Genomic DNA, 25,604 nt, shown 5'->3' with positions numbered 1-25,604 from the left:
GCGCAATCGCGCAGACGCACAGGCTATGAATGAGGTCCTGGCCAGCATACTTTTAGGGATCATAGAAGGCCTCACCGAGTTCCTTCCCGTTTCCAGCACCGGCCACCTGCTGATCGCGGAACACTGGCTCGGCGCCCGCTCGGAAACCTTCAACATTTTCATCCAGCTGGGTGCCGTGCTCGCGGTCACGCTGCTGTATCGGCAGAAGATCGCCGGCCTGATCACGGGCATCGACCAGCCGCAGAACCTCGATTACGTGCTCAAGCTCGCAGCGGCCTTCGCGCTCACCTCGATCCTCGGGCTCGCCGCGAAGAAAGCGGGCTGGAAGCTGCCCGACCAGCTCGCTCCCGTGCTGTTGGCCGTCTTCGCCGGAGCGGTTTGGATCTTTCTGGCGGAGAGGCGATTGCGCTTGATTAAGCCGACCGACCGCATCGGCTGGTCGACCGCGTGCGCCGTAGGGATCGCGCAAGTGCTCGCCGGCGTCTTTCCCGGCCTCTCCCGTTCCGGGGCCACCATCCTCACCGCCCTCCTCTTCGGCGTCGAGCGTCCGGCGGCGACGGAGTTCGCCTTCCTGCTGGGCATTCCGACCATGTTCGCCGCCAGCGCATTTTCTTTCGTCCGGGAGACCCATTTTTTCCGCGACCTTCCCTCCGATTCCTGGGAAACGCTGCTGCTCGGCTTCCTCGTCTCCGGAATCACCGGCTTCGCCGCGGTCCGCTGGCTGCTGCGCTACGTGCAGAGCCACACCTTCATCCCTTTTGCCTGGTACCGGCTTGCCCTGGGTTCTGCGCTGGTCGCGCTGCTCGGTTTTCCTTGGAAGAGCTAAGCAGACCGTACGAAAAGCAGAGCTTGAGGACGCTCTCGTAGGTGAGCCCCGGAGCGGTCGTCAGCTCCGCCTCCGGAACCACCACCAGGAACCCGCTGAAAGGAGTGGGAGAGGTGGGGATGAACACGGTGCAGAGGCTTCCTTCGCCGGACTCGACCGGCAACCGACCGGTGACGAAGCCGAGCGCCCTCGGTCCCCTCTCCGAGAGAGAAACGTAGACGACCGGGCTCGATTGGAAGGCCCGGGCATCCGATCTTCCCAGGTTGCGGAGCGCTTCGACAGCCTCCTTGGCCGTCTGATAGATGGGGCTGACGAACGGAACCCGCCGGACGATCCGCTCGACGGCCCGAAGAAGAGAGGAGCCGACGAAGTTCCCCGCCGCGAATCCGACCAGGAGGACGATAAGCAGGCTGATCACGAAGCCGGCTCCCGGAATATGCCCTCCGAAGTGTTCCCGCAGGAAGTTCGACCCGGGCAGAAGGCGTGCCCGGACCAGAAGGGTGAGAAACGCGTCCGCCGGTCCGTTGACGATGCCGTAGACCAGCTGGATGACCCAAAGGGTCACCACGGCGGGGAGCAGGACGAAAAGCCCCGCGAGAAACTTCCCGCGCAACCACGGCCAGACCGCTCCGGGCCCGGCATGCGTTCCCGATCCCGCCGAGAGCATCCGCCCCCGCTCCTCCGATTCCGCCGCCATCGCTCCTCTTTTCCGAGCCTATTGGTCCTCGCTTCCCGGCTCCGCCCCTCGTCGTCCTCTTCTCCAACCGCGACCATCAACGATCTTCCGGCGGGGAAGTCGAGCCCAAAGATCGCGCAAGCGCGCACCGGGTGCAAACAACGACCCGATCGCCTAACAAGGAGACGGGAAGAGCCCACGTCCGGTCATGAGCAAGACCCCCCGCCGCCGTTCCGTCCGTCCGTCCCCGGCCATGCAAGGGCGGGTCGCGGCGATGGTGGAGATGCTCGAACGGGTCGGCACCGTCGAACGGATCCTCGAAACCCCGCCCGAGGCGCCCGGAATCGCGTTAGAACGAGTGCGCGTGAAGACCCTGGACCGGGAAGGGAAGGCCTACAGGAGAATCGTCCGGGAATACAACCGGATCCGGCCGGAATTCCTCGCTGCTCTGGCCAAGAACCCGACCACGCGCGCGCTCGCCCTGCTCTCCGTCGGCAAGGAAGGAGTGGAGATGATGGAGCGCGGACAGGTGCCCAAGAGGAAGTGGGGAGAGGCGGTCGACCGGGACGGGGTCTTGCGCGACCGGACCACGCTCTTTCAGGTTCGAGCGATCCTTCCCCGAAGCGTGCGCCGCGTTGCCGCCGCGCTCGAGAAACCGGCTGACCGGTGGAATTGCCACCACGTCGTCCAAAAAAGCGCTCTCCCGCTCGACGGGGGAAATCCGAATGACCCGAGCAACCTCGTGGTGATCTCGACCTTCACGAGCGGAAACAATCGGGAGAACGCCCACCATTTTCTCCACGCCGCCATTCTGCATCCACAGCTTCATCTTCCTCCGGGCTCGGTGACCGATGCGTACATCCCCCGTCCGCTCTTCCCGTTTTACCCTCCGACTCGGAAAGCCTTCGCGAGCGTGGAAGAAGTCCGGCAGGAGCTGAAGAGGCTCGATCCGAAGGCCGAGCTTCCGCCGAGCTGGCAGAGGCGCCTGGTCGCTTTCTCTCGTGCCGCGGGCAAGCTGCCGTATGAGGTGCCCGAGGAGTGCCGGTCGGCGGTGCGCACCTATCAAAACATCTATTACCAGCCGGAAAACCGGAGGCCGGAACAAGAGCAAAGAGCCAGGACCGAGGCGGCCGCCGAAGGGGCGGTGCTCGCCCGCTGGTTTCTGCCCGCCGGAGCCCGGGTCGAGGGCAAGGCCCTTCCCTTCGACCATGCGCCGAGATTCCGATTGCCGATCCTACCCGCTCGTGGCAATGTTCTCGGCAAGCCCGGGAGCACGCCCGCTTCGACAGGCAGATCCTACCAGAACCCTGACGGCCGATCCCTCCAGCGCTGAGCGTCAACGGTCAACGCACCAACGAACAGAAACCGCCAGTTTCCCTATGAACTACAAAACCTATGTCGCCCTGATCAATGAGGAAGAGCAAGCGGCAGGCTTTCAACCCTTCGTTGGACGCCCGGCGTCCCGGGTGACGGCCTTTGCGCAAGAGGCGGAAGAACGGTACGGAATCGTGATTCCCCCGGATTATCTCGATTTTCTGCTGCTGGCCGACGGCATTGCGCATAACGGGGTCGTCTTCTACGCGATGGACCAAGAAGAAGAGGAGGACCAATTTCTTCCCGGCCTGATCGCGGAAAATCTAACGGCGCAGGGCCTTCAGAAGCCGCCCGAGTATCTCCTACTGGGCCATTCGGACCTCTTTCGCTACGCCTATTGTTATCCGGAGCGGAAATACTATGCCCTGGACGCCGACACCCTGGAGCCGGCCGCGGAATTTTCCAACTTCAACGAATTGATGATCAACGCCCTCAAACATGAAGCGCTGGGGCTCTTCGACGAGGACGAGGAGCCCGGGGAGGCTCGAGAAGACGAGATTCTCGATGAATACGAGGAGGAAGGCTTCACCGAAGAGGACGACCGGACTTGCGACCCGTCCCTCCGGGAAGAGCCGGGCTCCGAGGAAGAATCGAAGAGGAAAGACCCTCCGCCGGAAGGGGGATAGGCAAGCCCGTCCGTGGGCGGCAGGCTACTCTCGGATCTGGCCGGAGCCGACCACGACGTACTTGTACGAAGTCAGCTCCTCGACCCCCATCGGGCCTCGTGCGTGGATCTTGTCGGTGCTGATCCCGACTTCGGCGCCCAAGCCGAACTCTCCTCCGTCGGTGAAGCGAGTGGAGCTGTTCCAGTAGACCACCGCCGAATCGACCGAGCGGAGGAACTCTTCCGCCGCGTCCCGATCCTCGGTCACGATGGCGTCCGAATGGCTCGAACCGAACTGCTCGATGTGGGAGAGCGCCTCGGGCAACCCATCCACCACCCGCACGGAGAGGATCATGTCGAGGTATTCGGTCGCCCAATCTTCCGGTGACGCCGGAACCACCTCGGCTCCCCCAAGGCGTTGCGTCTCCTCGTCGCCGCGGACCTCCACGCCGCGCGCGCGCAGCTCCCGCACCATTCCGGGGAGGAACGCGCGGGCGATCCTCCGGTCGACCAGCAGGGTTTCCATCGCGTTGCAGACCGCAGGGCGCTGGCATTTCGCGTTGAGCACGATCTTCCGCGCCATCTCCAAATCGGCGGCCGCTTCCACGAAAACATGGCAGATGCCCTGAAAATGCTTGATGACCGGCACTTGGGCGTGCGTGACAACCGCCTCGATGAGGCCGGGGCCCCCCCGAGGGATCAGGAGATCGAGATAGCGGCGCTGCCGGCAGAGGATGGGAATGGAAGCCCGGTCGACCGTGGGGAGCAGCTGAACCGCCTCCGGCGGGAGTCCCGCCCGATCGAGGCCGTTCCGCACGGCTTGCGCGAGCGCCGTGTTGGAGTAAAAGGCTTCGCTGCCGCCGCGGAGCACGACCGCGTTGCCGGCTTTCAGGCAGAGCGCCGCTACGTCGACCGTGACGTTGGGACGGCTCTCGTAGATCACCCCGATGACGCCGATGGGAACCCGCACCTTCCGAATCCGAAGTCCGTTCGGGCGGATCCGCTCTTCGAGGACCCGGCCGAGCGGGCTGGGCAGCCTCCGGACCTCCTCGATCCCGCGCTGCATCGTCGAAAACGCCTTCGGCGAAAGCGTCAGGCGGTCGAGCAGCGCGGGGGAAAGTCCCTGGGTGCACCCAAGCTCCCGATCGAGCCGATTGGCCTCTTCGATCCGCGGCCGTGACTCTTCTAGGGCCTCTCCGATCGCGGCGAGAGCCCCGTCGATCTCCCCCGCGGAGAGCCGCGCAACCTTCCGGGCGGCTTCTTTCGCCTTCCGGCAGACCGCTTCGATCTGCGCTTCCAAGGTATTCATCGCTGTCCCCGCGCAAGAAAAAGCGTACCGACGGGCTCCCCGGCGGCGATTCTCCGGAGAACCGCCTTGGCCCGTCCGTCGGCGATCTGCATAGGGATTCCTGCGCTCCCGGCGATCCGGGCCGCTTCCACCTTGGTCACCATGCCGCCCACCGAACGCTCGCTACGGGTCTGTCCCGCCATGGCCTCGATCTCCTCTGTGATCTCTTCGACTAGCGGGATGATCTTTCCTCCTTCCTGGTCGCGTTCCCGCAGGCCGGGGACGTTCGAGAGGATGATCAGCTTGTCCGCGTTCACCATCGAGGCAACATGGGCCGAGAGCCGGTCGTTGTCTCCGAATTTGATCTCCTCATAGGAAACCACGTCGTTTTCATTGATGACCGGAATGAAAATCTTCCTCGAGAGCAGATGCTCCATCGTCTTGCGCGCGTTTTCGTAGAGGGTGCGACTATCCAGATCGAGGTAGGTCAGCAAAAACTGCGCGACATGATAGCCGCATTCGGCGAAGAGTTCTTCGTACAAGCGCATGAGCTGCGGCTGCCCGACCGCCGCGCAGGCTTGCAGCTCCTCGATCGCCGTCGGCCTGCGGCCATAGCCTAAAAGGCCCATGCCGCTGCCGATGGCGCCGGAACTGACCAAGACGATCTCCCAACCGTCCTTCTTGAGCCCGACAACCTGTTCAACCAGCCTGCGAATCTGCGGCAAATCCAGGTCGCCCTCGGGGGTGCTCAGAACCCCGGTCCCGAGCTTGACCACCCAACGCGGATGCACCCGTCCCGCCCGCGCCTTTTCCCCGCCCGGTTCGGTCATACGCACCCTGCCGTGCGCTCGAAGGCCGTGCGAGCCGCCCGGGGCGCCCTCCTTACCTCCCGTTCTTCCTTCGGGAGAACCGCAGGCCTTGGGCGGACACGGCCCGCAGGGAACATCCGACGCATCGTTATCATTCATATATGGATGCTCGCCCGCCTTCCCGCAACGGCTTTGTCCTTCCGGGCCGGGTGCAGCCCGGATGTCACTTCCCTCCCTGAGAGGAGCGTCCCTGGAAAAGCGCCCTTTTCTCCTCCGCCGAATCGAGGCAGATTGGCTCCATGACGCCCGACGCGGAGCTTCCCGCAGAAATTCTTCTGGTCGGCTGCGGCTACGTGGGCACGCGCCTCGCGCTGAGCCTCCGGGATCGAAGGGCTCGAGTCCGCGCGTGGGTCCGAAGCGAGGAGAGCCGGGCGCGGCTGGTCTCTCTGGGCATCCCGGCGCTGGCGGGAGACGTCGGCTCCCGCGCGGCGTGGGAGAGGCCGGCCGCCGCTCCCGATTTCCTGATCTACGGCCCCTCTTCCTCCCGCGGCGGACCTAAGGAGTTCCAAAACGTCTTCGTCGACGGGCTCGCCCACGCTCTTCGACGCTTTCCGGGATCGCCTCTTTTCTTTCTCTCCTCGACCTCGGTTTACGGCCAGGTGACGGGCGAGCTCGTCGACGAGCGATCCGTCGCCGAGCCCGAATCGGAAACCGGCCGAATCCTCCGGCAGGCCGAGCGGATGGTGCTCGAGGCCGGCGGAGTCGTTCTTCGGATCGCCGGGATCTACGGTCCGGGCCGGACGCATCTTCTCGACCGGTTCTTGCGCGGGGAAGCGACGATCTCGGCCGTCGACCGGTGGATCAACCAGGTCCACCGCGACGACATCGTCTCCGCCATCCTGCATTTCCTCTCCTTGCCTCTTCGGGGCGAAACGGTCAACATCGTGGATGATGCCCCGGTCAGGGAGAGCCAGTTTTACGGCTGGTTGGCCGACACATTGGCGATGCCGACACCTCCCCCCGGAGGAGAATCCGACTTTCCCGGTCGAAAGCGGAAACGAACACACAAGCGGGTGTCCAACGCCAAGGCTCACGCTTTGGGGTGGAAGCCGCTCTACCCGTCGTTCCGGGAGGGTCTGCTTCCCCTCGTACGCGGGCGGGTCCTGCCGAAGCCATCCTAAAGGAGAGCACGATGCATCAGGCCAAATTGCTCGACGGCCGGCAGGCGGCGGCCGCCGTTCATGAGCGGACCCGGGCTCGAGTCCGGAAGCTGCGCGCCCGAGGGATCGAACCGGCGGTTGTTTTCTTCCGGGTCGGCGACGACCCCGCCTCGGAACTCTATGTCCGCAGGAAGGAAAAGCAGGCCCGGGAACTCGGTATCCGCTCGGAAACCGTCGTCCTGCCCGCACCGAGCACGGAACGGGAGCTCCTCGATCGCATCGAGGAGAAGAACCGCGATCCCGGGATCCACGGCATCCTCGTGCAAATGCCCCTTCCCCAGCAGATCCGCGCGGAGGCCGTCTGCCAAGCGATCCATCCGGCGAAGGATATCGACGGCTTTCATCCCGTCAACGCCGGGAAGCTGCTTCTCGGCGATCCGTCGGGATTCGCTCCGTGCACGCCCGCGGGGATCTGCGAGCTCTTCCGGCACTACGGCCTCGTGACGTCCGGAGCCGAAGTCGTGATCCTGGGGCGGAGCAACATCGTGGGAAAGCCGCTTGCGGCTCTCCTGCTGGCCAGAGGATCGCAAGGCGATGCGACCGTCACGGTGCTCCACTCGCAGAGCCGGCACATAGCGGAGCACTGCCGGCGGGCGGACTTTCTGATCGCCGCTATCGGCAAAGCCGAATTCGTCCGGGGTTCGATGATCAAGCCGGGGGCGGTCGTCGTCGACGTGGGCGTCACCCGACTGCCGCTCCCCTCGGTCCCGGGAAAAAGCAGGATCGTCGGCGACGTGCATTTCTCCGAAGCGGTTCGGATCGCCGCCTGGCTCACCCCGAATCCGGGAGGAGTCGGCCCCATGACCATCGCGATGCTCCTGGCCAACACGGTCGAGGCCGCCGAGCGGCTCGCCGGTTGATCCCGCCGGGAACCGGACCTCGGCCGCTGCCGCGCTTCCGGCGGCAAACCGAGGCGGGCCATCCGCTACTCGCTGCCCGAGCGGCCGGCGGAAGCCCGTTGGAGAAGCTGACTCCACTGCGGCCGATCGGAGGAAGCCTCCTCCTCGAGCGCGGGCTGCTGCGCGGGCGGCTCGCCATGCTCGATCAGCCGGAGATGGCGGTACTTTTGGAATCCCGTCCCCGCCGGAATCAAGCGGCCCATGATGATGTTTTCCTTGAAGCCGCGGAGCTTGTCGATCTTCCCGAGCGTGGCGGCCTCGGTAAGGACACGGGTGGTGTCCTGGAAGCTCGCCGCCGCAATGAAGCTTTCGGTCTCCACCGAGGCTTTGGTGATGCCGAGGAGCACGGGGATCCCTTCGGCCGGCTTGCCGCCCTTGGCCTCCACTTCCCGGTTGACCCGTTCGAACTCCAGCCGCTCGACCTGCTCCCCCCAAAGGAACGGGGTGTCCCCCGCGTCGAGGATCTTCACCTTGCGCAGCATCTGCCGGATGATGATCTCGATATGCTTGTCGTTGATTTCGACACCTTGGAGCCGATAGACCTCCTGCACCTCGTTGAGAAGATACTCCTGGAGCTCCTGCACTCCGCCTACCTCCAGAATCTCCTGCGGGACGATAGGACCCTCGGTGAGCTGCTGCCCCTTGCGCACCACGTCGCCCTTGAAGACGATCAGATGCTTGGAGAGCGGGATCAGGTGCTCTTCTTCCTGCCCTGTTTGCGGGTCCTGTATCAAGAGGCGCCGCTTGCCGCGGACGATGCCGCCGTCCTCGACGACCCCGTCGATTCGGGCGATTTCCGCCGAATCTTTCGGGCGCCGCGCTTCGAAGAGCTCGGCCACGCGGGGCAGGCCCCCGGTGATGTCCTTGGTCTTGACGAGCTTGCGCGGGGTCCGGGCGATTCGCTGCCCGGCGGCGACCTCCTCCTGCGGCTTGACCTCGATTCGGGCTCCCGCCGGAATGCCGTAGAAGGCGAGGGCCTCCCCGGTCTTCGGATCGCGAATTACGATCTGCGGGTGGAGGTCGTGCTTATGCTCGATGACGACCGTTCCGATCTGCTTGGTCGCCTCGTCGAGCTCCCTCTTGACCGTCACTCCTTCGATGATGTCGTGAAACTCGACGATGCCCGCCTTCTCGGTCAACACCGGCACGTTGTACGGATCCCATTGCACGAAGACCTGGCCTTTCTTCACCTCGCCTCCATCCGGCACGGAGATGAGGCTGCCCATGACGATCGTATGGCGCTCGAGCTCGCGGCCGGACCGATCGACGACCGAAAGGAATCCGGATTTGTTCAGGACGACGAAATTGCCGTCGAGCGAGCGTACCACCCGCAAGTCCGAGTACTGGACAATCCCGTCGTTCTTGGCGCGGATCTGCGGCTGCTTGAAGATCTGCGAAGCGGTCCCCCCGATGTGGAACGTTCGCATCGTCAACTGCGTGCCCGGCTCTCCGATCGATTGCGCGGCGATCACCCCGACCGACTCGCCCAGCTTCGCCATCCGGTTGGTTGCCAGGTTGAGCCCGTAGCACTTAGCGCATACCCCCCACTTGCTTTCGCAGGTGAGGACCGAGCGGATGCGGACTTTCTCCACACCGAGCTGCTCGATGGCGCGTGCCTTGGCGTCGTCGATCATCTCCCCGCTCGCCACCAGCTTGTTCCGAGTAACCGGATCGGTGATGTCCTCGCACGAGATCCGACCGTAGATCCGATCGCTCAGCTTGACGATTTCCTCGTCTCCCTCATAGATCGCCTGGACGATCAGCCCGTTGGTCGTTCCGCAATCCTCCTCGGTAACCACCACGTCCTGCGCCACGTCGTGGAGCTTCCGCGTCATGTAGCCGGCGTCCGCCGTCTTGAGCGCGGTGTCCGCCAACCCTTTCCGCGCCCCGTGGGTGCTGATGAAGTATTCGAGGACCGAAAGCCCTTCCCGGAAGTTCGAGGTGATCGGACGCTCGATGATTTCTCCGGAGGGCTTAGCCATCAGTCCCCGAATCCCCGCTAACTGGCGTACCTGCTGGCGGTTTCCCCGCGCGCCCGAATCGACCATCAGGTAAAGCGGGTTGAATTCGCCTCGATCCCGGCTGCTTTCCAGGGTCCGGAAGATCATGTTGGAGATTTCGTCGGTGGCCTGTGTCCAAATGTCGACGATCTTGTTGTAGCGCTCTCCGTCGGTGACCGCGCCCGACCGGTATTGGCGCTCCACGACGGCCACGCGCTCCTGGGCCTTGGCCACGACCCGGGCCTTCTCTTCCGGAATGATCATGTCGCTCATTCCGATGGAAATGCCCGCCCGCGTCGCTTCCTGGAAGCCTACCTGCTTCAACCGGTCGAGGCACGCTGCCGTCTCTTCCCGGCCCACAAGCTGATAGCAACGGAGGATGATCTCGCCGAGCTGCTTCTTTCCCGCCGTCTTGTTATAGAACCCCAAGCCTTTCGGCCAGATCTGGTTAAAGATCACCCTTCCCGGAGTCGTTTCGATGAGCTTCTTCTCCTTGTCTCCGAACGGCGTATCCCGCCCGAAGTCGGGATTGGCAAAGAGAATGGGGTCGTGGGTCCGGATCACTCCCTCGGCCAAGGCAAAGAGCACCTCGTCGGCGTCCGCGAAGATGGGCCGCCTGGACGGCGGGGAGCCCGGCGGGAGCCGATGAGGCGCCTGGGTGAGGTAGTAGCAGCCGAGCGTGATGTCCTGCGTAGGCGTCATGATCGGACGCCCGCTCGAAGGCGAAAAGATGTTTTGGGAAGAGAGCATGAGCAGGCGCGCCTCGAGCTGCGCCTCGATCGAAAGAGGGACGTGAACGGCCATCTGATCCCCGTCAAAGTCCGCATTGTAGGCGGTACAGACCAGCGGATGGATCCGGATGGCGTCCCCTTCGATCAGGACCGGCTCGAAAGCTTGCACCGAGAGGCGGTGTAGCGTCGGAGCCCGGTTCAAGAGCACTGGATGCCCCTGGGTAACCTGATCGAGGATATCCCAGACAAGGGGATCCTGTTTTTCGATCATTTTCTTGGCGCTGCGCACCGTGTGCACATGCCCCAGCTCCCGGAGCCGCCGGATCATGAACGGTTCGAAAAGCACCAGTGCCATCTTCTTGGGCAAGCCACACTGGTTGAGCTTCAGCTCCGGCCCGACCACGATCACCGAGCGGCCGCTGTAATCGACCCGCTTGCCCAAAAGGTTCATGCGGAAGCGGCCCGTCTTCCCGCGCAGCATGTCCGAGAGCGACTTGAGCGGCCGGTTCCCCACCCCGGTCACGGCCCTGCCGTGCCTGCCGTTGTCGAGCAAGGCGTCGACGGCTTCCTGCAGCATCCGCTTCTCATTCCGGATAATCACCTCCGGAGTCTTGAGCTGCAGAAGGGTGCGGAGGCGGTTGTTCCGATTGATCACCCTCCGGTAGAGATCGTTGAGATCGGAGGTCGCGAAGCGCCCCCCTTCCAAGGGAACGAGCGGGCGCAGATCCGGCGGAATCACCGGAAGGATCTCCAGGATCATCCACTCGGGACGCGTGCCGACGCTCAAGAATCCCTGGATCAGCTTCAGCCGCTTCGCCATCTTCTTCCGGAGCTGCTTGCTCCGGGTCTGATCCATGGCCTGGGTGAGCTCTCTGGCGAGCGCCTCCAGATCGATCTGCTTGAGACAGTCCCTGACGGCCTCGGCTCCCATCTTGGCCACGAAGGAGCCCTCCCCGTATTGGGCCACCGCCTCCCGGTGCTCCTGCTCGGTCAAAAGCTGCTTGTGGCGGAGTTGGGTCCGCCCCGGATCGACGACGAGATAATCCTCGTAGTAGATCACCCGCTCGAGGTCGCGGGCGGTCATGTCCATCATAAGCCCGAGCCGGCTCGGCATGCACTTGAGGAACCAGATGTGCGCCACAGGCACGGCCAACCGGATATGCCCCATCCGCTGTCGCCGGACGCGGGAAAGGGTCACCTCGACGCCGCATCGATCGCAAACCACACCCTTATACTTGATCCGCTTGTACTTCCCGCAGGCGCACTCCCAATCCTTCGTCGGGCCGAAGATCCGCTCGCAGAAGAGGCCTCCTTTTTCGGGCTTGAAGGTCCGGTAATTGATCGTCTCGGGGTTTTTGACCTCGCCTTTGCTCCACGATTCGATGGTCTGCGGCGAAGCGATTGTAATGCAGGCTTCGTTGAAATCGCTCGACCGTTCCAACCCGAGAATTTCTCGAGCCGTCATGCTTTCGCTAACCATACTATGCCTCCACAGCGTTCCGCCTTTTTTGCGGTCGCAATTCCTCTGCCATCGGGCCCGGGCCGCCCGGGATCAAGCCGCTTCCGGACCGGCGGCGGCCCTGGGGGCCGCGCCGTCCGCCAGGCCGAGCTCGGGTGTGCTCCGAACAACCCCGATCTTCGGGTCCAAGCAGAGGCCCTGCAGCTCCTTGATCAGAACGTTGAACGACTCCGGTCGACCGGGCTCGAGGTAGTTCTCCCCCTTCACGATCGCCTCGTAGATCCTCGTCCTCCCGGAAACGTCATCCGATTTCACAGTGAGCATTTCCTGAAGAGTATACGCCGCGCCATAGGCCTCCATCGCCCATACTTCCATCTCGCCGAAGCGCTGCCCGCCGTACTGCGCCTTACCCCCTAGGGGCTGCTGGGTCACCAGCGCGTAGGGACCTACCGCGCGGGCGTGAATCTTGTCGGCTACCATGTGGTTGAGCTTCATCATGTAGATGACGCCTACGACCACCCGCTGATCGAAACGGTCTCCGGTGCGGCCGTCGTAAAGATAGGTCTTGCCGTCCTCGGCGAGGCCGGCCTCCCGAAGGAATTTCCGGATCTCCTCCTCTTTCACGCCGTCGAAAACGGGGGTGGCGACCGCGAAGCCCAGCTTGCGGGCGGCGATGCCCAGGTGCGTCTCGAGCACCTGGCCGACATTCATCCGGGATGGCACACCCAGCGGATTGAGCACGATGTCAACGGGGGTTCCGTCCGGCAGGAAAGGCATATCCTCGACAGGGACGATACGGGAGACGACCCCTTTGTTCCCGTGACGTCCGGCCATCTTGTCGCCGATCGAGATCTTTCTCTTGCTGGCGATGTAGACCTTGACCTGCTTGACGATTCCCGGCTCGATATCCTCCCGGCTTTCTACCTGGTCGAGCTCGGTTTCCTTGTCGTTGCGCAGCTGCTCGAACTTCGATTCGAAGCCGCCGATGATCTCGAAGATCTTGGTGCGGATCGGGCTGGGATCGATTTCGATATGGTCCCAGCAGGACGCCATCTTCCGCAGAAGGGTCTTGGTGATCTTGCGGTTCGCCGGAATCAGGATCTCTCCGGTTTCCGCATCCACGACATCCAGCGGAATCTTCTCGTTGAGAAGAATGTTGGAGAGGGCCTGGGTCAACTCCTCCTTGAGCTCGTTCTCCTTCTGCTCGTAGCGGCTTTCGATCTCCTTGATCTTCTGCTTAGCCTCGCCCAGGCCCAGCTTTTCCTTGTCCGCCTTCGACTGATGGCTGCTCACCCGGACGTCCATGACGATCCCGCTGGTGCCGGAAGGCACCCGCAAGGACGAGTCCTTCACGTCGGCAGCCTTATCGCCGAAGATGGCGCGCAGCAGCCGCTCCTCCGGAGCCAGCTCGGTCTCGCTGACCGGACTGATCTTGCCGACCAGGATGTCGCCCGGCTTGACCTCGGCTCCGATCCGCACGATGCCGTCGCTCCCCAGATTCTTGAGAGCCTCGTCCCCCACGTTCGGAATATCGCGGGTGATCTCCTCGGATCCCAGCTTGGTGTCGCGCGCGACGATCTCGAATTCGTCGATGTGGACGCTGGTGAACAGGTCCTCCTTGACCAAGCGCTCGGAGAGGACGATGGCGTCCTCGAAGTTGTACCCGTTCCAGGGCATGAAGGCGACCAGCAGATTCTGCCCCAGGGCCAGCTCGCCGTTGGCGGTGGAGGGGCCGTCGGCCAGCGGCTCTCCCCGCCTGACGACATCCCCTTTGCGGACGATCGGCTTCTGGTTGATGCAGGTGCCCGCGTTCGAACGCATGAACTTCCGCAGGGAATACATTCGCAGCCCGTTCTCGGGCTTCTCGCTCGTCTTCCTCTCGGCTTCGCCGGCGGCGGGCGAAGGCTCGATGACGATTTCGGTGCTGGTGACCGAAATCACCTTCCCGTCCACGTCGCTGAGGAGCACAGCGCCCACGTCTTCCACGACGCGGCGCTCCATCCCCGTCCCCACGATCGGAGCCTCGGGATTCAAGAGCGGCACCGCCTGCCGCTGCATGTTCGAGCCCATGAGGGCCCGGTTGGCGTCGTCGTGCTCCAGAAAGGGAATGAGAGCCGCCGCGACCGAAACCATATGCTTGGAGGAGACGTCCAGATAGTTGACCTTTTCGCGATCGACCTCCATGAACTCTCCGCGAAAGCGGACAGCGACCCGCTTGGCCTGGATGAGCCCGTTCTCGTCCACAGGAGTGGTCGCCATGCCGATGATCACGTTCTCCTCCTGATCGGCCGACAAGTAGACGATCTCGTTCGTCACCCTGCCGTTGACCACCTTCCGGTAGGGAGTTTCCAGGAAGCCGTACTCATTGAAGCGGCTGAAGCAGGCCATCGAGGCGATCAACCCGATATTCGGCCCCTCCGGAGTCTCAATCGGGCAGATCCTCCCGTAATGGGAAGGATGAACATCGCGCACCTCGAAACCGGCCCGTTCCCGGGACAGACCGCCCGGCCCGAGCGCAGAAAGGCGCCGCTTGTGGGTGATCTCCGACAACGGATTGATCTGATCCATTAGCTGGGAGAGCTGGCTGCGGGCGAAGAAATCGCGGATCGTCGCCGAAAGGGCCTTGGGATTAATGAGCTTCTGCGGCGTCATTCCCTCCGCGTTGACGTCGAAAAGAGTCATCCGCTCCTTGACGAGCCGCTCGGTCCGAGCCAAGCCGATCCGGCATTGGCTGGCCACCAGCTCCCCGACGCTCCGCACGCGCCGGTTGCCCAGATGGTCGATGTCGTCGGTCGTCCCCTCCCCATGCTGGAGGGAGATCAAGTAGCGCGTGGCCGCGACGATGTCCTCCGGAGTAAGCGTGCGCGTGTCTAAGCTCGCCTCGATCCCCAGCTTTTGATTGAGCTTGTATCTTCCGACTCTTCCCACGTCGTAGCGCTTGGGATCAAAGAGAAGCCTCTTGAGCAGGAGCTTCGCGTTGGCCTCGGTCGGCGGATCCCCGGGTCGCAGGCGCCGGTAGATTTCCTTGAGAGCCTCGCTCTGATCGCGAGCCGTATCGCGCCGCAGGCATTTGACGATCGTATCGTCCTCCCGGATGTTGACCACTCGGATGTTTTTGACGCCGGCCTCGCGGAGCAGGCGGACAGCCGTCTTGGTGAGGGGCTCGAGCCCCCGCACCAGCACCTTGCCCGCATCACGGGGGTCGCGCACCTCGCCCACGAGGACCGTATTGGGCAGATCCTCGTCGCGCGGCGGGGCGGCTTCGAGATCGAGGTCCTCCATCGGATAGAACAGCCCCAGGATCTCCTCGTCGCTCCCATGCCCCAGCGCCCGGAGCAGCGTCGTCACGAGAAACTTTCTCCGCTTCTTTCTGCGATCCAGGTGGACGTAAAGGAGATCGCTGGTGTCGAAAGCGACTTCGAGCCAGGTGCCCCGATCCGGGATGACGCGGAAGGAATAGAGAACCTTGCCGTTGAGGTGGAGGCTTGATTCGAAACAGATTCCGGGAGAACGGTGCAGCTGGCTGACGATCACACGTTCGGCTCCGTTGATGACGAAGCTCCCGTGCTCGGTCATCAACGGCAGCTCGCCCATGTAGACCCGCTCCTGCTTGATCCCGTTTTCGTCTCGCAGGCGGAATGTCACGTAGAGCGCCGCGGCATACGTCTCGCCGTTTCGCAGGCAATAAAGAGGCGAAAACTTGGGCGGGGCTATGTCATAGGAAACATATTCCAGACAGACCTTGCCGTCATAGCTCTCGATGGGGAAGACTTCCAGGAAGACGCCATGCAGGCCTTCCGGCTTCCGTTCCTCGGGAGGAACTCCCAGCTGGAGAAATTCCTCATAGGACCGAATTTGATGCGAGATCAAATTCGGCAGGGGCACCGATTCCACGATCTTACCGAAGTTTATCCGCTGCCAACCTCTTGTGCTCATGCCATTATCCGCATTGTCCCGACTGATCCGGCCAGCCCGACCGGTTTCCCCCTCGGGCTCCGATGCCCATCCCGGTACCGCCCGGTTCTCCTACTGAATCTCTACCTGCGCGCCGACCGCTTCGATCTTCTTCTTGATCGCTTCGGCTTCCTCCTTGGTGACCCCCTCCTTGATCGGCTTGGGAGCGCTCTCCACCAAGGCTTTGGCTTCCGCGAGGCCGAGACCCGACACGGCGGCCCGGACCTCCTTGATGACCGCGATCTTATTGGGGCCCACTTGCTTGAGGATCACGTTGAAGGCCGTCTTTTCTTCCGCCGCGGGCTTCTGGCCTTCGCCTCCCGCTCCGCCCGCCGGAGCGGCGGCCGCCACCGCCACGGGCGCCGCAGCGCTCACGCCCCACTTCTCTTCGAGCTGCTTGACCAATTGGGCCACTTCGAGAACCGTGAGGCTGCTCAACTGTTCCACTACCGCATTCAAGTCCGCCATGATTTCCTTTCCGATCCTGTAGCGCGACGCACCCGCGTCAGCGATTCTCCCCGGAGGGCTCCGAGGCTAGCAGGATCTTTTCTTTTTTTCTTCTCTTCGGGCGATCCCGGATCGCCCTCTTCGGCCGTTGTCCGAAGCTTGTTATTCCACTAGATGCGCCGATGATCCCTCTCCTCCCGCTCACCCCTCCGACGCGCCGCCTCCCAGCTTTTCCGCCCGGGCGGCCAGGGTTCGCGCCAGGGCCCGCGAGGGTTCCGCCAGGACGCTGAGCAATCGGGCGGCCGGCGCCTGCAGCAGCCCGAGCAGTTTCGCCCGCAGCTCCGCCCGCCCCGGGAGGTCCGCGAGCGCCGCGGCCTCGGAGGCGCCCAGCACCCGTCGATCGAGAATGCCGCCCACGAGCTGGGGACGGCTGAATTCGGCCGCAAAGTTCTTGAGGACTTTCGCGGCTGCCACCGGGTCGCCATGGGCGATCGCCGCAACCTGTCCCTTAATCGACCACTCTTCGGGCAACTCTCGAGTCTCCCGCAGGACACGGATCAGCGCTTGGTTCTTGGCGACCCGGCATCGCGCCCCGCCGGCGGCCAGCCGTCCGCGCAGCTCCCGGAACTCCTCCGCCCGCAGGCCCGTGTAGTTGATGAAAAGAATGTAGTCGGACCCGTTCAGCCACTCCCGGATCTCATTCGATAGAAATACTTTTTCCGGCCTCATGATCTGCTCCTCTCCCTTTTACTTGCGATGCAGCGCCGCAAGATCGAGCGGAACGCCCGGGCTCATCGTCGCGGAAAGCACCAACGACTCAATAAAGCGACCTTTCGCCGCAGCCGGCTTCGCCTTTTGCACCGCATCGATCGCCTGCGCGGCGTTCTCCTGCAACGCCGCCTCGGAGAAGGAACGACGGCCGATGACGATGTGCAGGTTCGCGCTCTTATCCATCTTAAACTCGACTCGCCCGGCCCGGCATTCGGCCACTGCGCCGGCCACGTCGTCCGTGACCGTTCCCGTGCGGGGATTGGGCATCAGGCCCCGGGGCCCGAGCACCCGGCCGAGCTTGCGCACCTCCTGCATGGCGTCGGGGGTGGCGATCGCCACATCGAATCCGGTGAATCCCTCGGAGACCTTTTTGATTAGATCCTCGAAGCCGACAAAATCGGCGCCCGCCGCCTTGGCCGCCTCCGCCGCCGATCCGCGGGCGAACACGGCGATGCGCACCTTCTTGCCCGAGCCGTGCGGCAGTCGAAGGCTGCCGCGCACCATCTGATCGCCCTGCTTCGGATCGACGCCGAGGTGCACCGAGAGCTCGACCGTCTCATCGAAGCGGGTCTTGGGCATCTTGCCTAAAACCTGGATCGCTTCGCCGATACCGTAGAACTTCCCCGGCTCGAGCAGCTTTGCCGCCTCGCGGTAGCGCTTGCTTCGTCGCGTCTTCACCTCGCTCTCCCTTCGTTTCTCGAACCCGGCCCGAAGGCCGGCGCAATAGGCGGGCTATCCCTCGATGTCGATTCCCATGCTCCGCGCCGTTCCGGCGATGATGCGGAAAGCCGCCTCGTCGGAGCCCGCGTTCAAGTCTTTCCTCTTCAAGCGGACGATTTCCATCACCTGCGCTTTGGTGACCTTCCCGACCTTCACGCGGTTCGGTTCCTTCGAGGCCGTGGCAATGTTGGCCGCCTTTTTCAAAAGCACCGCCGCCGGCGGGGATTTGGTGACGAAGGTAAAGGACTTGTCCTTATAGATCGTGATCACGACCGGAAGGAGCATCCCGGCTTCCTTCTGCGTCTTCGCGTTGAACTCCTTGCAAAACCCCATGATGTTCACGCCGTGCTGTCCGAGAGCCGGACCCACCGGCGGAGCGGGATTCGCCTGCCCGGCCGGTATCTGCAGCCTGACGATCGCCTGCACTTCTTTGGCCATCTTCTTCTCGTCTCCCTCACCCGTCGTTTCGCATTCAGCGCCGGCTCATGGTCACGACCGGGCCTACGCCGCTTTTTCCACTTGCCAGAATTCGAGCTCCACCGGCGTCGAGCGTCCGAACATGTTGACCGAAATCCAGAGCTTCCCGCGCTCGAGGTCCACCTCTTCCACGACGCCTTCCGAGTTGAGGAAGGGGCCGTCGCCGACCTTCACCCGATCGCCGACGGCGAAGGAAGTCTTGGGCGTGGGGCGTTCGCGCCCCTCTTCCATCTGGCGCAGGATATCTTTAACCTGGTCGGGCGGCATCGGCATCGGATTTTCGCCGCCGGCGAATCCGATCACTCCCGGCGTCTCGCGAATGAAGTACCAGCTCTTTTCGATCAGCTTGTTCTGGGCGTCGCGCAGCCGCATCCGGACGAACACATAACCGGGATAGATCTTCCGATCCATTTGGACACGCTTGCCCCTGCGGATCTCCGAGATCCGCTCCACCGGGATCACCACCTGCCCGACCAGATCCCCCATCTCCTCGGTTTGAATGCGCTTTTCGATACTCTTCTTGACCCGCCCTTCGTGGCCGGAAAGCACATGAAGGACATACCACTGCCCCTGCTCTTCGGGCGCCTGCTGCGCCTCGCGGCCCTCTTTCTCGGTCAACACGGTTCCTTGCGCCCCTTCCCGCGGTTTCATCGAGCGTCCTATAACTGCAGCCTAGTGAGGAATCCCACCACTTTCACCAACAAGAAGTCCGCCAGCGTGACCACAGCAGCCAGCAGGACCGAAGAGATCGCCACCACCACGGTCGAATCGATCAGCTCCCGGTAGCGACGCGCTCCCTTTTCCTGCGGCTCCCATGGCCACGAACACTTCTTGAGCTCTCCAACGACCTCGTTGAGGAAGACCACCACTCGTTGTCCGTGCCGCCTCCACAGCCATCCCAGCGCAACGAGGCCCGCCATGGCGAGCCCCAGCGCAACCCACGTTGTTAAGGAAATGGTTCGCATAGCCGCAGGGCAGGAGGGACTCGAACCCCCAACCAACGGTTTTGGAGACCGCTACTCTACCAATTGAGCTACTGCCCTGTTTTCGAGAACCTGTTCAAAATTTACACCCGCAAGCCGATTGCCGAAAGAATTCCCTTCTTTGGCTAGGCCAGGATTTCAACGACTCTTCCGGCTCCCACGGTCTTGCCGCCTTCTCGGATCGCAAACCGCATCGCTTTTTCCATCGCAATCGGAGTGATCAACTCGACATCGATCTCGACGTTATCCCCCGGCATGACCATCTCGACCCCTTCCTTCAGCTTTACATTGCCAGTGACGTCGGTCGTTCGGAAGTAGAACTGCGGCCGGTATCCCGAGAAGAAGGGGGTGTGCCGTCCACCCTCTTCCTTGGTCAACACGTAGACCTGCGCCCGGAACTTCGTATGCGGGGTGATGGTCCCGGGCTTGGCGACGACCTGCCCCCGTTCGACATCTTCCTTTTTGATGCCCCGGAGCAGAATGCCGACGTTGTCGCCCGCCTCCGCCGAGTCCAACAGCTTGCGGAACATTTCGATATCGGTCACCACGGTCTTCGTGGTAGGCCGGATCCCCACGATTTCGACCTCTTCCATCCGCTTGAGGACCCCTCGCTCGACACGGCCGGTCACCACCGTGCCGCGACCTTCGATGTTGAACACGTCCTCTACCGGCATAAGGAACGGTTGGTCCTTCGGGCGCTCCGGAATCGGAATATATTCGTCCATCGCGGCGATGAGCGCCAGGATGTTCTTCTCCTCCGCGGGATCTCCTTCCAGCGCCTTCAGCGCGCTCCCCCGGACGATGGGAACCTTGTCGCCCGGAAACTCATACTTGCTGAGCAGCTCGCGGACCTCGAGCTCGACCAGATCGATCAACTCCGCGTCGTCGACCATGTCGATCTTGTTGAGGAAGACCACGATCGCCGGAACCCCGACTTGCCGGGCCAGCAGGATGTGCTCGCGCGTCTGCGGCATCGGACCATCCGGAGCGCTCACCACGAGAATGGCTCCGTCCATCTGCGCGGCACCGGTGATCATGTTCTTGATGTAGTCGGCGTGGCCCGGGCAGTCCACGTGCGCATAATGCCGATGCTCGGACTGATATTCGACATGTGTCGTGTTGATCGTGATCCCGCGCTCACGTTCTTCCGGCGCGTTGTCGATCTGATCGTATGCCTTCTTCTCCGCAAGACCCTGCTTGGCTAGGACAGAGGTAATCGCCGCGGTCAGCGTGGTTTTCCCGTGATCCACATGTCCGATGGTGCCTACGTTCACATGCGGCTTCGAACGCACGAAAGTGTCTTTCGCCATGAATACTCCTCGCTTCTTTGTCCTTAATCCTTCCGATTCGCTACACGGCCTTCGCTGCGGCCGAGCCCATGACCGGGCTTGAACCGGTGACCTCGTCCTTACCAAGGACGTGCTCTACCACCTGAGCTACATGGGCACTCGCCGTTTCCCTTTCTTTCCTGGTACAAGACCCCGTCCGTGAGAGAACGATAAACATCGCCAGGCAGCCCCCGAATGTCAAGCCCCGCCACACTCCGTATCGGAATTATTCTCAGGTGCCTCCTGGCCCCGCACGCGATTCGCCGCGTTCTGAGTCCACGGCTCCTCCGGACAAAGGCGGAGGACCTGCGCGCCGAAACCTCCGGAGGCGACCCGCACCCGCACCTCGCTGCCGACCATCTCCGGATGGGCTCTGCGAAGGATACGGCCTTGCCGATCGAAAGCGATGGCATACCCGCGCTGCAAGGTGGCCTCCGGACTCAAGGCGGCCAGCCGCGCCGCCCACTGGGCTACCTGCTCCGAGCGGCGGCGGATCTGCTCGTCGAATCGCAACGCCCTCCAATGACGCATGAAGGATTCCCACCTCTCCCTCTTGATCTCCACGGCTCGCCGGAGCGCGCGGCCGAGCGCCTCCTCCTCCTCATCGACCAGCTGCTCCCAGCGGAGGATGAGGCGGGAGGGCTCATGGAAAAACGGGCTGCCGGCCAGCCGCGCCAGCCTTTCCCGCGCCAGCTCGAGCACCCGCGACATGGCCCGCTCCGCCCTTCTCCGCAGTTGGGCGACCTCCGCGCGCCAGTCGTTCCAATCGCGGGCGATCAGCTCCGCAGCGGCGGAGGGGGTGGGCGCTCGCAGATCGGCGGCCAGATCCGCGATCGTAAAGTCGGTTTCGTGGCCTACCGCCGACACGGTCGGCACGGGGCATTCGGCCAACGCCCGTGCGACGACCTCTTCGTTGAAGGGCCAAAGATCTTCCAGGCTGCCGCCCCCGCGGGCGACAACCAAAACATCGACCGGAGGCGGCCCGCCGAAGGCGCGGATCGCCCCGGCGATCGCCTTCGCCGCCGAAGCCCCTTGCACCGGAACATCCCTCACGCAAATCTCGATTCCTGGCGCCCTGCGTTGCAAAATACGGAGAAAGTCCTGGATGACAGCACCCTTGAGGGAAGTGACCAGACCGACTCTTTCCGGGAATTCCGGCAGCCGCCGCTTGCGGGAGGCGTCAAAGAGCCCTTCGGCGGCCAGCCTTCTTTTCAGCGCCTCTAGCCTTTCGAGCAGCGCCCCCTCCCCCAGTGCCTGCACATCCGCTGCGATGATCTGGTACTGACCGCGGGCCTCGAACACGGTCAGCCGCCCGCGGACCACAACGGCCGCCCCCTCCCGCAACCGGATCGACAGCCGAGCCGCATCGGCGCGGAAGAGGACCACCTGGACGACCGCCTGCTCGTCCTTGAGGGTGAAATAGACATGCCCCGAGCTCGGGCTCCGGAGGTTCGATATCTCCCCTTCGACCCACACTTGCGAAAAGCCCGCCTCCAGAAGGGAGCGCACCCGCCGGTTCAATTCGCTGACCGAAAGGGGTCTTTCCGCGCTCCGGCCGGCGGCCGCCGTTTCGGGTTCGGGCTTCCTCCAAAGGTCGAGCTCCTGCTCTTCTACGAATGGATCTGCTGCCATAGCTTCCGATCGATCACTTGCTGGATCACCTCCGGGTAGAGGCGGTGCTCGGCCTCCTGAATTCTCGCGTGCAGGCTTTCCGGCGTATCTCCGGGCAGAACAGGGACCCGCGCCTGTCCGAGAATCGGTCCGCTGTCGACCTCGGCCTCCACCCAGTGGACCGTGCAACCCGCTTCGGCGACACCCGCCGCCAAAGCCTGCTTCCAGGCGTCCTTCCCTTTGAAGGCCGGGAGGAGGGAAGGATGAATGTTGAGGATTCTTCCCGCGTACGCGGCCAGGAGCGGACCCTTGAGAACCCGCAGGAATCCCGCCAGGATCACCAAGTCGACCCGAAAGCGCCGGAGGCATTCGGCAAGCTCTTCCTCGATGTCGGGCTCGAGCCGAGTCCGGAACTTCCCTCGGCGCAAGACCACCGTCGGAATATTCGCTTGGCGGGCCAATTCCAGGATCCGCGCGTCCTCCCGGTCGCTGATGACGACGGCAATCGAGGCGGAAAGCCTCCCCGAGGCGATCGCATCCCGGATGGCGGCGAAGTTGCTCCCTCGTCCCGATCCGAGAATTCCCAGCGTGGCTTTGGGCTCCTCGCTCATCCTTTCCGCCATGCTTCCCAGGCCGCGGTGGTCGATCTACCCGTAACCAGCGGGAAGAATTGTATCTCGACTCCCATGCTTTCCAAGGCTTGGCGCTCCTCCGGATCGAGCGTCTCCGGCCGATAATCCCCTCCTTTCACATAAACCGCCGGCCGGACCGCCCGAAGAAACGCGGTCGCCCGCCTTCCCGAGAAGATGGTCACCAGATCGACTACGCGCAGGCCGGCCAGAAGCTCCGCCCTTTCCACATCGGGGTGGATCGGCCGGTTCTCTCCTTTTTGCGCCCGCACCGACTCGTCGTCGTTGACTCCCACCCAGAGCAGATCCCCCAACGACCGGGCGAAGGCCAAGCAGCGGAGATGGCCGACGTGCAGCAGGTCGAAGCAGCCGTTGGTGGCGACGAACCTTTTGCCCTCCAGCTCTCTCCGAATGCGGGGAACTTCCCCCATCGGAACCACTCGGGCCCGGTCCGCCCTCACGCCCCGCCTCCGTTGCCGACCATCCTTTCAGGCCGGACCAGCGCGTCGAACTCCTCCGCGGACAGATGGCCGTCCTCTACGCAGATCTCCCGAATGGTCTTCTGCCGGCGATTGGCCTCCTGGGCGATCTTCGCCGCCCGATCGTAACCCAGCCGGGGCGCCAGCGCCGTCACCAGCATGAGCGACCGCTCCACTTCGCTGCGGAGCACCTCGAGGTTCGGTTGGAGTCCTTCCAGGCAGAAAACACGGAAGGATCGGCAGCTGTCGCGCAAAAGCCGGATGGCGTTCAGGATGTTGAACACGATCATCGGCTTGAACACATTGAGCTCGAAATTCCCCTGAGAGCCGGCCCAGCCGACCGCCGCGTCCGCGGCCATGACCTGGATGCAGACCATCGTCATCGCCTCCGATTGCGTCGGATTGACCTTTCCCGGCATAATCGAGGACCCAGGCTCGTTTTCGGGCAAGCGCAGCTCGGCCAGGCCGCATCGCGGACCCGAGGCCATCCAGCGGATGTCGTTAGCCACCTTGAACAGCGCAGCCGCCACGTTGCGCAAGGATGCGCTGACGCCCAAAAGGGGCTCATGGGAAGCGAGCGCGGCGAACTTGTTGGGAGCGGAGTAGAGGGGCAGCCCTGTCCACTCGGCCAGCTTGGCGCAGACTCCCTGGGCGAACCCGGCCGGCGCATTGAGCCCGGTCCCCACGGCCGTGCCCCCGATCGCCAGGCCGTAGAGAGCGGGCATCCGACCGCGGAGGTCGGCCAAGACCAGCTCGAGCTGGCCTGCGTACCCGCCGAACTCCTGCCCGAGGGTGAGCGGCACGGCATCCATCAAGTGGGTCCGGCCGATCTTGATGATTCCCGAGAACTCCCGGCTCCGTCGCCGCAGGCAATCGAGCATCCTTTCCAATTCCGGAAGGAGACCGTCGCGGAGGGCGAGCCCGACAGCCAGATGCATAGCTGAAGGGAACGCGTCGTTCGAGGAGTGCGAGCGATTAACATCGTCGTTGGGATGGATCGGAAACTTTCCTCCCCTCCTCCCCACCGCTAACTCGTTGGCACGGCCGGCGATCACCTCGTTACAATTCATATTGGATTGCGTTCCGCTCCCCGTCTGCCAGACCCGCAACGGGAACTCCTCGTCGAATTTTCCCGCCACGACCTCCTCGGCGGCCGCCACGATCCACTTGGCCTTCTCCTCGGAAAGGATTCCCAAGTCTCGATTGACCAGCGCCGCTGCTTTCTTCAGCAGCGCCAGCGCGCGAATCACCTCGATCGGCATCCGCTCGGTGCCGATCGCAAAATGAATCAGCGATCTCGCGGTCTGGGCCCCGTAGTATCGATGGGCCGGGACCGGGATCGAGCCCAAGCTGTCTGTCTCCTGGCGCGTCGGGGTTTCCTCCGCGGCCTTCTCACCGGTCCCGTTCACGTTGTAAGATCTCCTTCGCCCGGCGCAGCTCCGCCTCACTCTCCGGTCGCGGCTCCGGATACCGGAGCGGCAGCTCCACCAGCCGCTCGAGCAGGATGCCTGCCGCCGCCAGCTGGGTAAACCATTTATGATCGGCGGGCAGCACATACCACGGTGCCTCCCGGGTGCTGGTCGCCGCCAGCATCTCTTCATAAGCCGATTGGTAGTCCGACCACCGCTCGCGCTCTTGGATATCCGCCAGGGAAAACTTCCACCTCTTTTCCGGTCGATCGATTCGATCGAGAAGGCGCTTGGCCTGCTCCCTCCGGGAGAGGTGGAGAAAAAATTTGACGATGATCGTTTCGTTCCGGAGGAGATGCCGCTCAAAGGCCAAAATATCCTCGTATCGCTCCGACCAGAAGGATGGGCTCGCCGCGCGCCTTCGCAAGCCCTCCGAGGCCAAGAGGCCCGGATGCACCCGGACGACCAGCACTTCTTCGTAGTAGGATCGGTTGAAGATCCCGATCTTTCCCCGTTCCGGGAGGCGCCTCGCGCAGCGCCAAAGGTAGTCGTGAGCGGCCTCCTCCTCCGTCGGCCGACGGAAGCTCGACACCTCGACCCCCTGCGGGTTGAGCCCGGTGAGCACGTGCCGGATGAGGCTGTCCTTGCCCGAGGAGTCCATTCCCTGAAGGATGATCAGCAGCGCGAACGACCGCGCGGCGAAAAAGACCTCTTGCCGCTGCGCCAGCTTCCTGACATCCGATTCCAGCTTTTCCCTGGCTTCCTCCTTCGATCGGAAGCCGGCCGTCTCCCCGGGGTTCCGCCCGCGCAGCGGATGCGCTTCCTTCGGACTGACGGCAAAATCGGCGGCACGCATCTTCGCTCCCATCCGGTCTCGGGCTTTCCCCAACCTGGCGCTTTTCGCAAGCCG

22 protein-coding genes and 2 tRNA genes are annotated in these 25,604 nt (G+C 63.4%); 5 read left to right on the top strand and 19 right to left on the bottom strand.

All coding sequences use genetic code 11. The features are described from left to right. Positions 1-25 precede the first annotated feature (25 nt). Positions 26-826: an undecaprenyl-diphosphate phosphatase gene (locus MTHMO_RS03275; RefSeq protein WP_202213512.1), complete on the top strand. Its 801-nt coding sequence runs from the start codon at positions 26-28 to the stop codon at positions 824-826. Here the strand turns inward: MTHMO_RS03275 and MTHMO_RS03270 are convergent. Then, a complete protein-coding gene (locus tag MTHMO_RS03270) occupies positions 750-1,523 on the bottom strand; it encodes a DUF502 domain-containing protein (RefSeq protein ID WP_202213511.1) in 774 nt (257 codons plus the stop codon). The genes MTHMO_RS03275 and MTHMO_RS03270 overlap by 77 nt on opposite strands. A 187-nt stretch (positions 1,524-1,710) precedes the next feature. Here MTHMO_RS03270 and MTHMO_RS03265 point away from each other — a divergent pair, with 187 nt between their 5' ends. Then, the gene (locus MTHMO_RS03265) at positions 1,711-2,835 is read left to right on the top strand and encodes a hypothetical protein (RefSeq protein WP_202213510.1); all 1,125 of its coding nucleotides are present in this window, start codon (positions 1,711-1,713) and stop codon (positions 2,833-2,835) included. Positions 2,836-2,881: 46 nt separating this feature from the next. Continuing rightward, positions 2,882-3,502, top strand: coding sequence for a YrhA family protein (locus MTHMO_RS03260; RefSeq protein ID WP_202213509.1), 621 nt, complete (start codon positions 2,882-2,884; stop codon positions 3,500-3,502). A gap of 24 nt (positions 3,503-3,526) precedes the next feature. Here MTHMO_RS03260 and MTHMO_RS03255 read toward each other — a convergent pair whose 3' ends face one another. After that, positions 3,527-4,789, bottom strand: coding sequence for a glutamate-5-semialdehyde dehydrogenase (locus tag MTHMO_RS03255; RefSeq protein WP_202213508.1), 1,263 nt, complete (start codon positions 4,787-4,789; stop codon positions 3,527-3,529). Beyond that, on the bottom strand, positions 4,786-5,598 hold the full coding sequence (gene proB / locus MTHMO_RS03250) for a glutamate 5-kinase (protein ID WP_237394735.1): 813 nt from the start codon (positions 5,596-5,598) through the stop codon (positions 4,786-4,788). Before proB ends, MTHMO_RS03255 begins: the two co-directional genes overlap by 4 nt. A gap of 278 nt (positions 5,599-5,876) precedes the next feature. On the opposite strand from proB, the gene MTHMO_RS03245 reads away from it, so the two are divergent. Both MTHMO_RS03245 and MTHMO_RS03240 read left to right on the top strand, forming a co-directional pair. After that, positions 5,877-6,758: an NAD-dependent epimerase/dehydratase family protein gene (locus MTHMO_RS03245; RefSeq protein WP_202213507.1), complete on the top strand. Its 882-nt coding sequence runs from the start codon at positions 5,877-5,879 to the stop codon at positions 6,756-6,758. An 11-nt stretch (positions 6,759-6,769) separates the two neighbouring features. Continuing rightward, positions 6,770-7,657 carry a bifunctional 5,10-methylenetetrahydrofolate dehydrogenase/5,10-methenyltetrahydrofolate cyclohydrolase gene (locus MTHMO_RS03240; RefSeq protein WP_202213506.1) on the top strand — a complete coding sequence of 296 codons (888 nt, stop codon included), beginning with the start codon at positions 6,770-6,772 and terminating at the stop codon, positions 7,655-7,657. 65 nt (positions 7,658-7,722) lie between these two features. Here MTHMO_RS03240 and rpoC read toward each other — a convergent pair whose 3' ends face one another. The 16 genes from rpoC to MTHMO_RS03160 form a co-directional block, all read right to left on the bottom strand. Beyond that, positions 7,723-11,907 carry a DNA-directed RNA polymerase subunit beta' gene (gene rpoC / locus MTHMO_RS03235; protein WP_202213505.1) on the bottom strand — a complete coding sequence of 1,395 codons (4,185 nt, stop codon included), beginning with the start codon at positions 11,905-11,907 and terminating at the stop codon, positions 7,723-7,725. A gap of 72 nt (positions 11,908-11,979) precedes the next feature. Then, positions 11,980-15,822, bottom strand: coding sequence for a DNA-directed RNA polymerase subunit beta (rpoB, locus tag MTHMO_RS03230; RefSeq protein ID WP_202213504.1), 3,843 nt, complete (start codon positions 15,820-15,822; stop codon positions 11,980-11,982). 90 nt (positions 15,823-15,912) lie between these two features. Continuing rightward, positions 15,913-16,308: a 50S ribosomal protein L7/L12 gene (rplL, locus tag MTHMO_RS03225; protein ID WP_202213503.1), complete on the bottom strand. Its 396-nt coding sequence runs from the start codon at positions 16,306-16,308 to the stop codon at positions 15,913-15,915. A 180-nt stretch (positions 16,309-16,488) separates the two neighbouring features. Then, entirely contained in the window at positions 16,489-17,016 is a 528-nt protein-coding gene (gene rplJ / locus MTHMO_RS03220; RefSeq protein WP_202213502.1) for a 50S ribosomal protein L10, read from the bottom strand. A gap of 18 nt (positions 17,017-17,034) precedes the next feature. Beyond that, positions 17,035-17,736: a 50S ribosomal protein L1 gene (gene rplA, locus MTHMO_RS03215; RefSeq protein WP_202213501.1), complete on the bottom strand. Its 702-nt coding sequence runs from the start codon at positions 17,734-17,736 to the stop codon at positions 17,035-17,037. Positions 17,737-17,790: 54 nt separating this feature from the next. After that, complete coding sequence (gene rplK / locus MTHMO_RS03210; RefSeq protein WP_202213500.1) at positions 17,791-18,216, bottom strand: 50S ribosomal protein L11; 426 nt, start codon at positions 18,214-18,216, stop codon at positions 17,791-17,793. Positions 18,217-18,279: 63 nt separating this feature from the next. Further along, on the bottom strand, positions 18,280-18,906 hold the full coding sequence (gene nusG, locus MTHMO_RS03205; protein WP_202213499.1) for a transcription termination/antitermination protein NusG: 627 nt from the start codon (positions 18,904-18,906) through the stop codon (positions 18,280-18,282). A gap of 8 nt (positions 18,907-18,914) precedes the next feature. After that, the gene (locus MTHMO_RS03200) at positions 18,915-19,220 is read right to left on the bottom strand and encodes a preprotein translocase subunit SecE (RefSeq protein ID WP_237394734.1); all 306 of its coding nucleotides are present in this window, start codon (positions 19,218-19,220) and stop codon (positions 18,915-18,917) included. A gap of 5 nt (positions 19,221-19,225) precedes the next feature. Further along, positions 19,226-19,298: transfer RNA gene (locus MTHMO_RS03195), tRNA-Trp, on the bottom strand. A 65-nt stretch (positions 19,299-19,363) separates the two neighbouring features. After that, a complete protein-coding gene (gene tuf / locus MTHMO_RS03190) occupies positions 19,364-20,548 on the bottom strand; it encodes an elongation factor Tu (protein WP_202213498.1) in 1,185 nt (394 codons plus the stop codon). Between the two features lie 63 nt (positions 20,549-20,611). Beyond that, positions 20,612-20,684: transfer RNA gene (locus tag MTHMO_RS03185), tRNA-Thr, on the bottom strand. A gap of 80 nt (positions 20,685-20,764) precedes the next feature. Then, positions 20,765-22,198 (bottom strand): exodeoxyribonuclease VII large subunit, encoded by a 1,434-nt coding sequence (xseA, locus tag MTHMO_RS03180; protein WP_202213497.1) that lies wholly within the window; start codon positions 22,196-22,198, stop codon positions 20,765-20,767. Beyond that, positions 22,177-22,788 carry a phosphoribosylglycinamide formyltransferase gene (gene purN, locus MTHMO_RS03175; protein WP_202213496.1) on the bottom strand — a complete coding sequence of 204 codons (612 nt, stop codon included), beginning with the start codon at positions 22,786-22,788 and terminating at the stop codon, positions 22,177-22,179. The genes xseA and purN overlap by 22 nt, the downstream gene beginning before the upstream one ends. After that, complete coding sequence (locus tag MTHMO_RS03170) at positions 22,785-23,267, bottom strand: adenylyltransferase/cytidyltransferase family protein (RefSeq protein ID WP_370568199.1); 483 nt, start codon at positions 23,265-23,267, stop codon at positions 22,785-22,787. The genes purN and MTHMO_RS03170 overlap by 4 nt, the downstream gene beginning before the upstream one ends. Next, the gene (gene fumC, locus MTHMO_RS03165; protein WP_202213495.1) at positions 23,264-24,694 is read right to left on the bottom strand and encodes a class II fumarate hydratase; all 1,431 of its coding nucleotides are present in this window, start codon (positions 24,692-24,694) and stop codon (positions 23,264-23,266) included. The genes MTHMO_RS03170 and fumC overlap by 4 nt, the downstream gene beginning before the upstream one ends. Continuing rightward, entirely contained in the window at positions 24,678-25,550 is an 873-nt protein-coding gene (locus MTHMO_RS03160) for a PPK2 family polyphosphate kinase (protein WP_202213494.1), read from the bottom strand. The genes fumC and MTHMO_RS03160 overlap by 17 nt, the downstream gene beginning before the upstream one ends. Positions 25,551-25,604: the final 54 nt, after the last annotated feature.

Origin of the sequence: Methylacidimicrobium sp. AP8 (assembly GCF_903064525.1) — a bacterium.
Lineage (GTDB): Bacteria > Verrucomicrobiota > Verrucomicrobiia > Methylacidiphilales > Methylacidiphilaceae > Methylacidimicrobium.
Note: the sequence above shows the minus strand (reverse complement) of the source record. Positions and strands in the feature narration are given on the sequence as shown.

Coding starts and splice junctions, on each gene's coding strand:
- rplJ (WP_202213502.1), bottom strand. CDS start 17,016: ATGAGGCCGGAAAAAGTATTTCTATCGAATGAGATCCGGGAGTGGCTG.
- MTHMO_RS03275 (WP_202213512.1), top strand. CDS start 26: ATGAATGAGGTCCTGGCCAGCATACTTTTAGGGATCATAGAAGGCCTC.
- MTHMO_RS03270 (WP_202213511.1), bottom strand. CDS start 1,523: ATGGCGGCGGAATCGGAGGAGCGGGGGCGGATGCTCTCGGCGGGATCG.
- MTHMO_RS03245 (WP_202213507.1), top strand. CDS start 5,877: ATGACGCCCGACGCGGAGCTTCCCGCAGAAATTCTTCTGGTCGGCTGC.
- rplK (WP_202213500.1), bottom strand. CDS start 18,216: ATGGCCAAAGAAGTGCAGGCGATCGTCAGGCTGCAGATACCGGCCGGG.
- proB (WP_237394735.1), bottom strand. CDS start 5,598: ATGACCGAACCGGGCGGGGAAAAGGCGCGGGCGGGACGGGTGCATCCG.
- MTHMO_RS03265 (WP_202213510.1), top strand. CDS start 1,711: ATGAGCAAGACCCCCCGCCGCCGTTCCGTCCGTCCGTCCCCGGCCATG.
- MTHMO_RS03240 (WP_202213506.1), top strand. CDS start 6,770: ATGCATCAGGCCAAATTGCTCGACGGCCGGCAGGCGGCGGCCGCCGTT.
- MTHMO_RS03255 (WP_202213508.1), bottom strand. CDS start 4,789: ATGAATACCTTGGAAGCGCAGATCGAAGCGGTCTGCCGGAAGGCGAAA.
- xseA (WP_202213497.1), bottom strand. CDS start 22,198: ATGGCAGCAGATCCATTCGTAGAAGAGCAGGAGCTCGACCTTTGGAGG.
- nusG (WP_202213499.1), bottom strand. CDS start 18,906: ATGAAACCGCGGGAAGGGGCGCAAGGAACCGTGTTGACCGAGAAAGAG.
- purN (WP_202213496.1), bottom strand. CDS start 22,788: ATGAGCGAGGAGCCCAAAGCCACGCTGGGAATTCTCGGATCGGGACGA.
- tuf (WP_202213498.1), bottom strand. CDS start 20,548: ATGGCGAAAGACACTTTCGTGCGTTCGAAGCCGCATGTGAACGTAGGC.
- rplL (WP_202213503.1), bottom strand. CDS start 16,308: ATGGCGGACTTGAATGCGGTAGTGGAACAGTTGAGCAGCCTCACGGTT.
- MTHMO_RS03160 (WP_202213494.1), bottom strand. CDS start 25,550: ATGCGTGCCGCCGATTTTGCCGTCAGTCCGAAGGAAGCGCATCCGCTG.
- MTHMO_RS03200 (WP_237394734.1), bottom strand. CDS start 19,220: ATGCGAACCATTTCCTTAACAACGTGGGTTGCGCTGGGGCTCGCCATG.
- rpoC (WP_202213505.1), bottom strand. CDS start 11,907: ATGGTTAGCGAAAGCATGACGGCTCGAGAAATTCTCGGGTTGGAACGG.
- rpoB (WP_202213504.1), bottom strand. CDS start 15,822: ATGAGCACAAGAGGTTGGCAGCGGATAAACTTCGGTAAGATCGTGGAA.
- MTHMO_RS03260 (WP_202213509.1), top strand. CDS start 2,882: ATGAACTACAAAACCTATGTCGCCCTGATCAATGAGGAAGAGCAAGCG.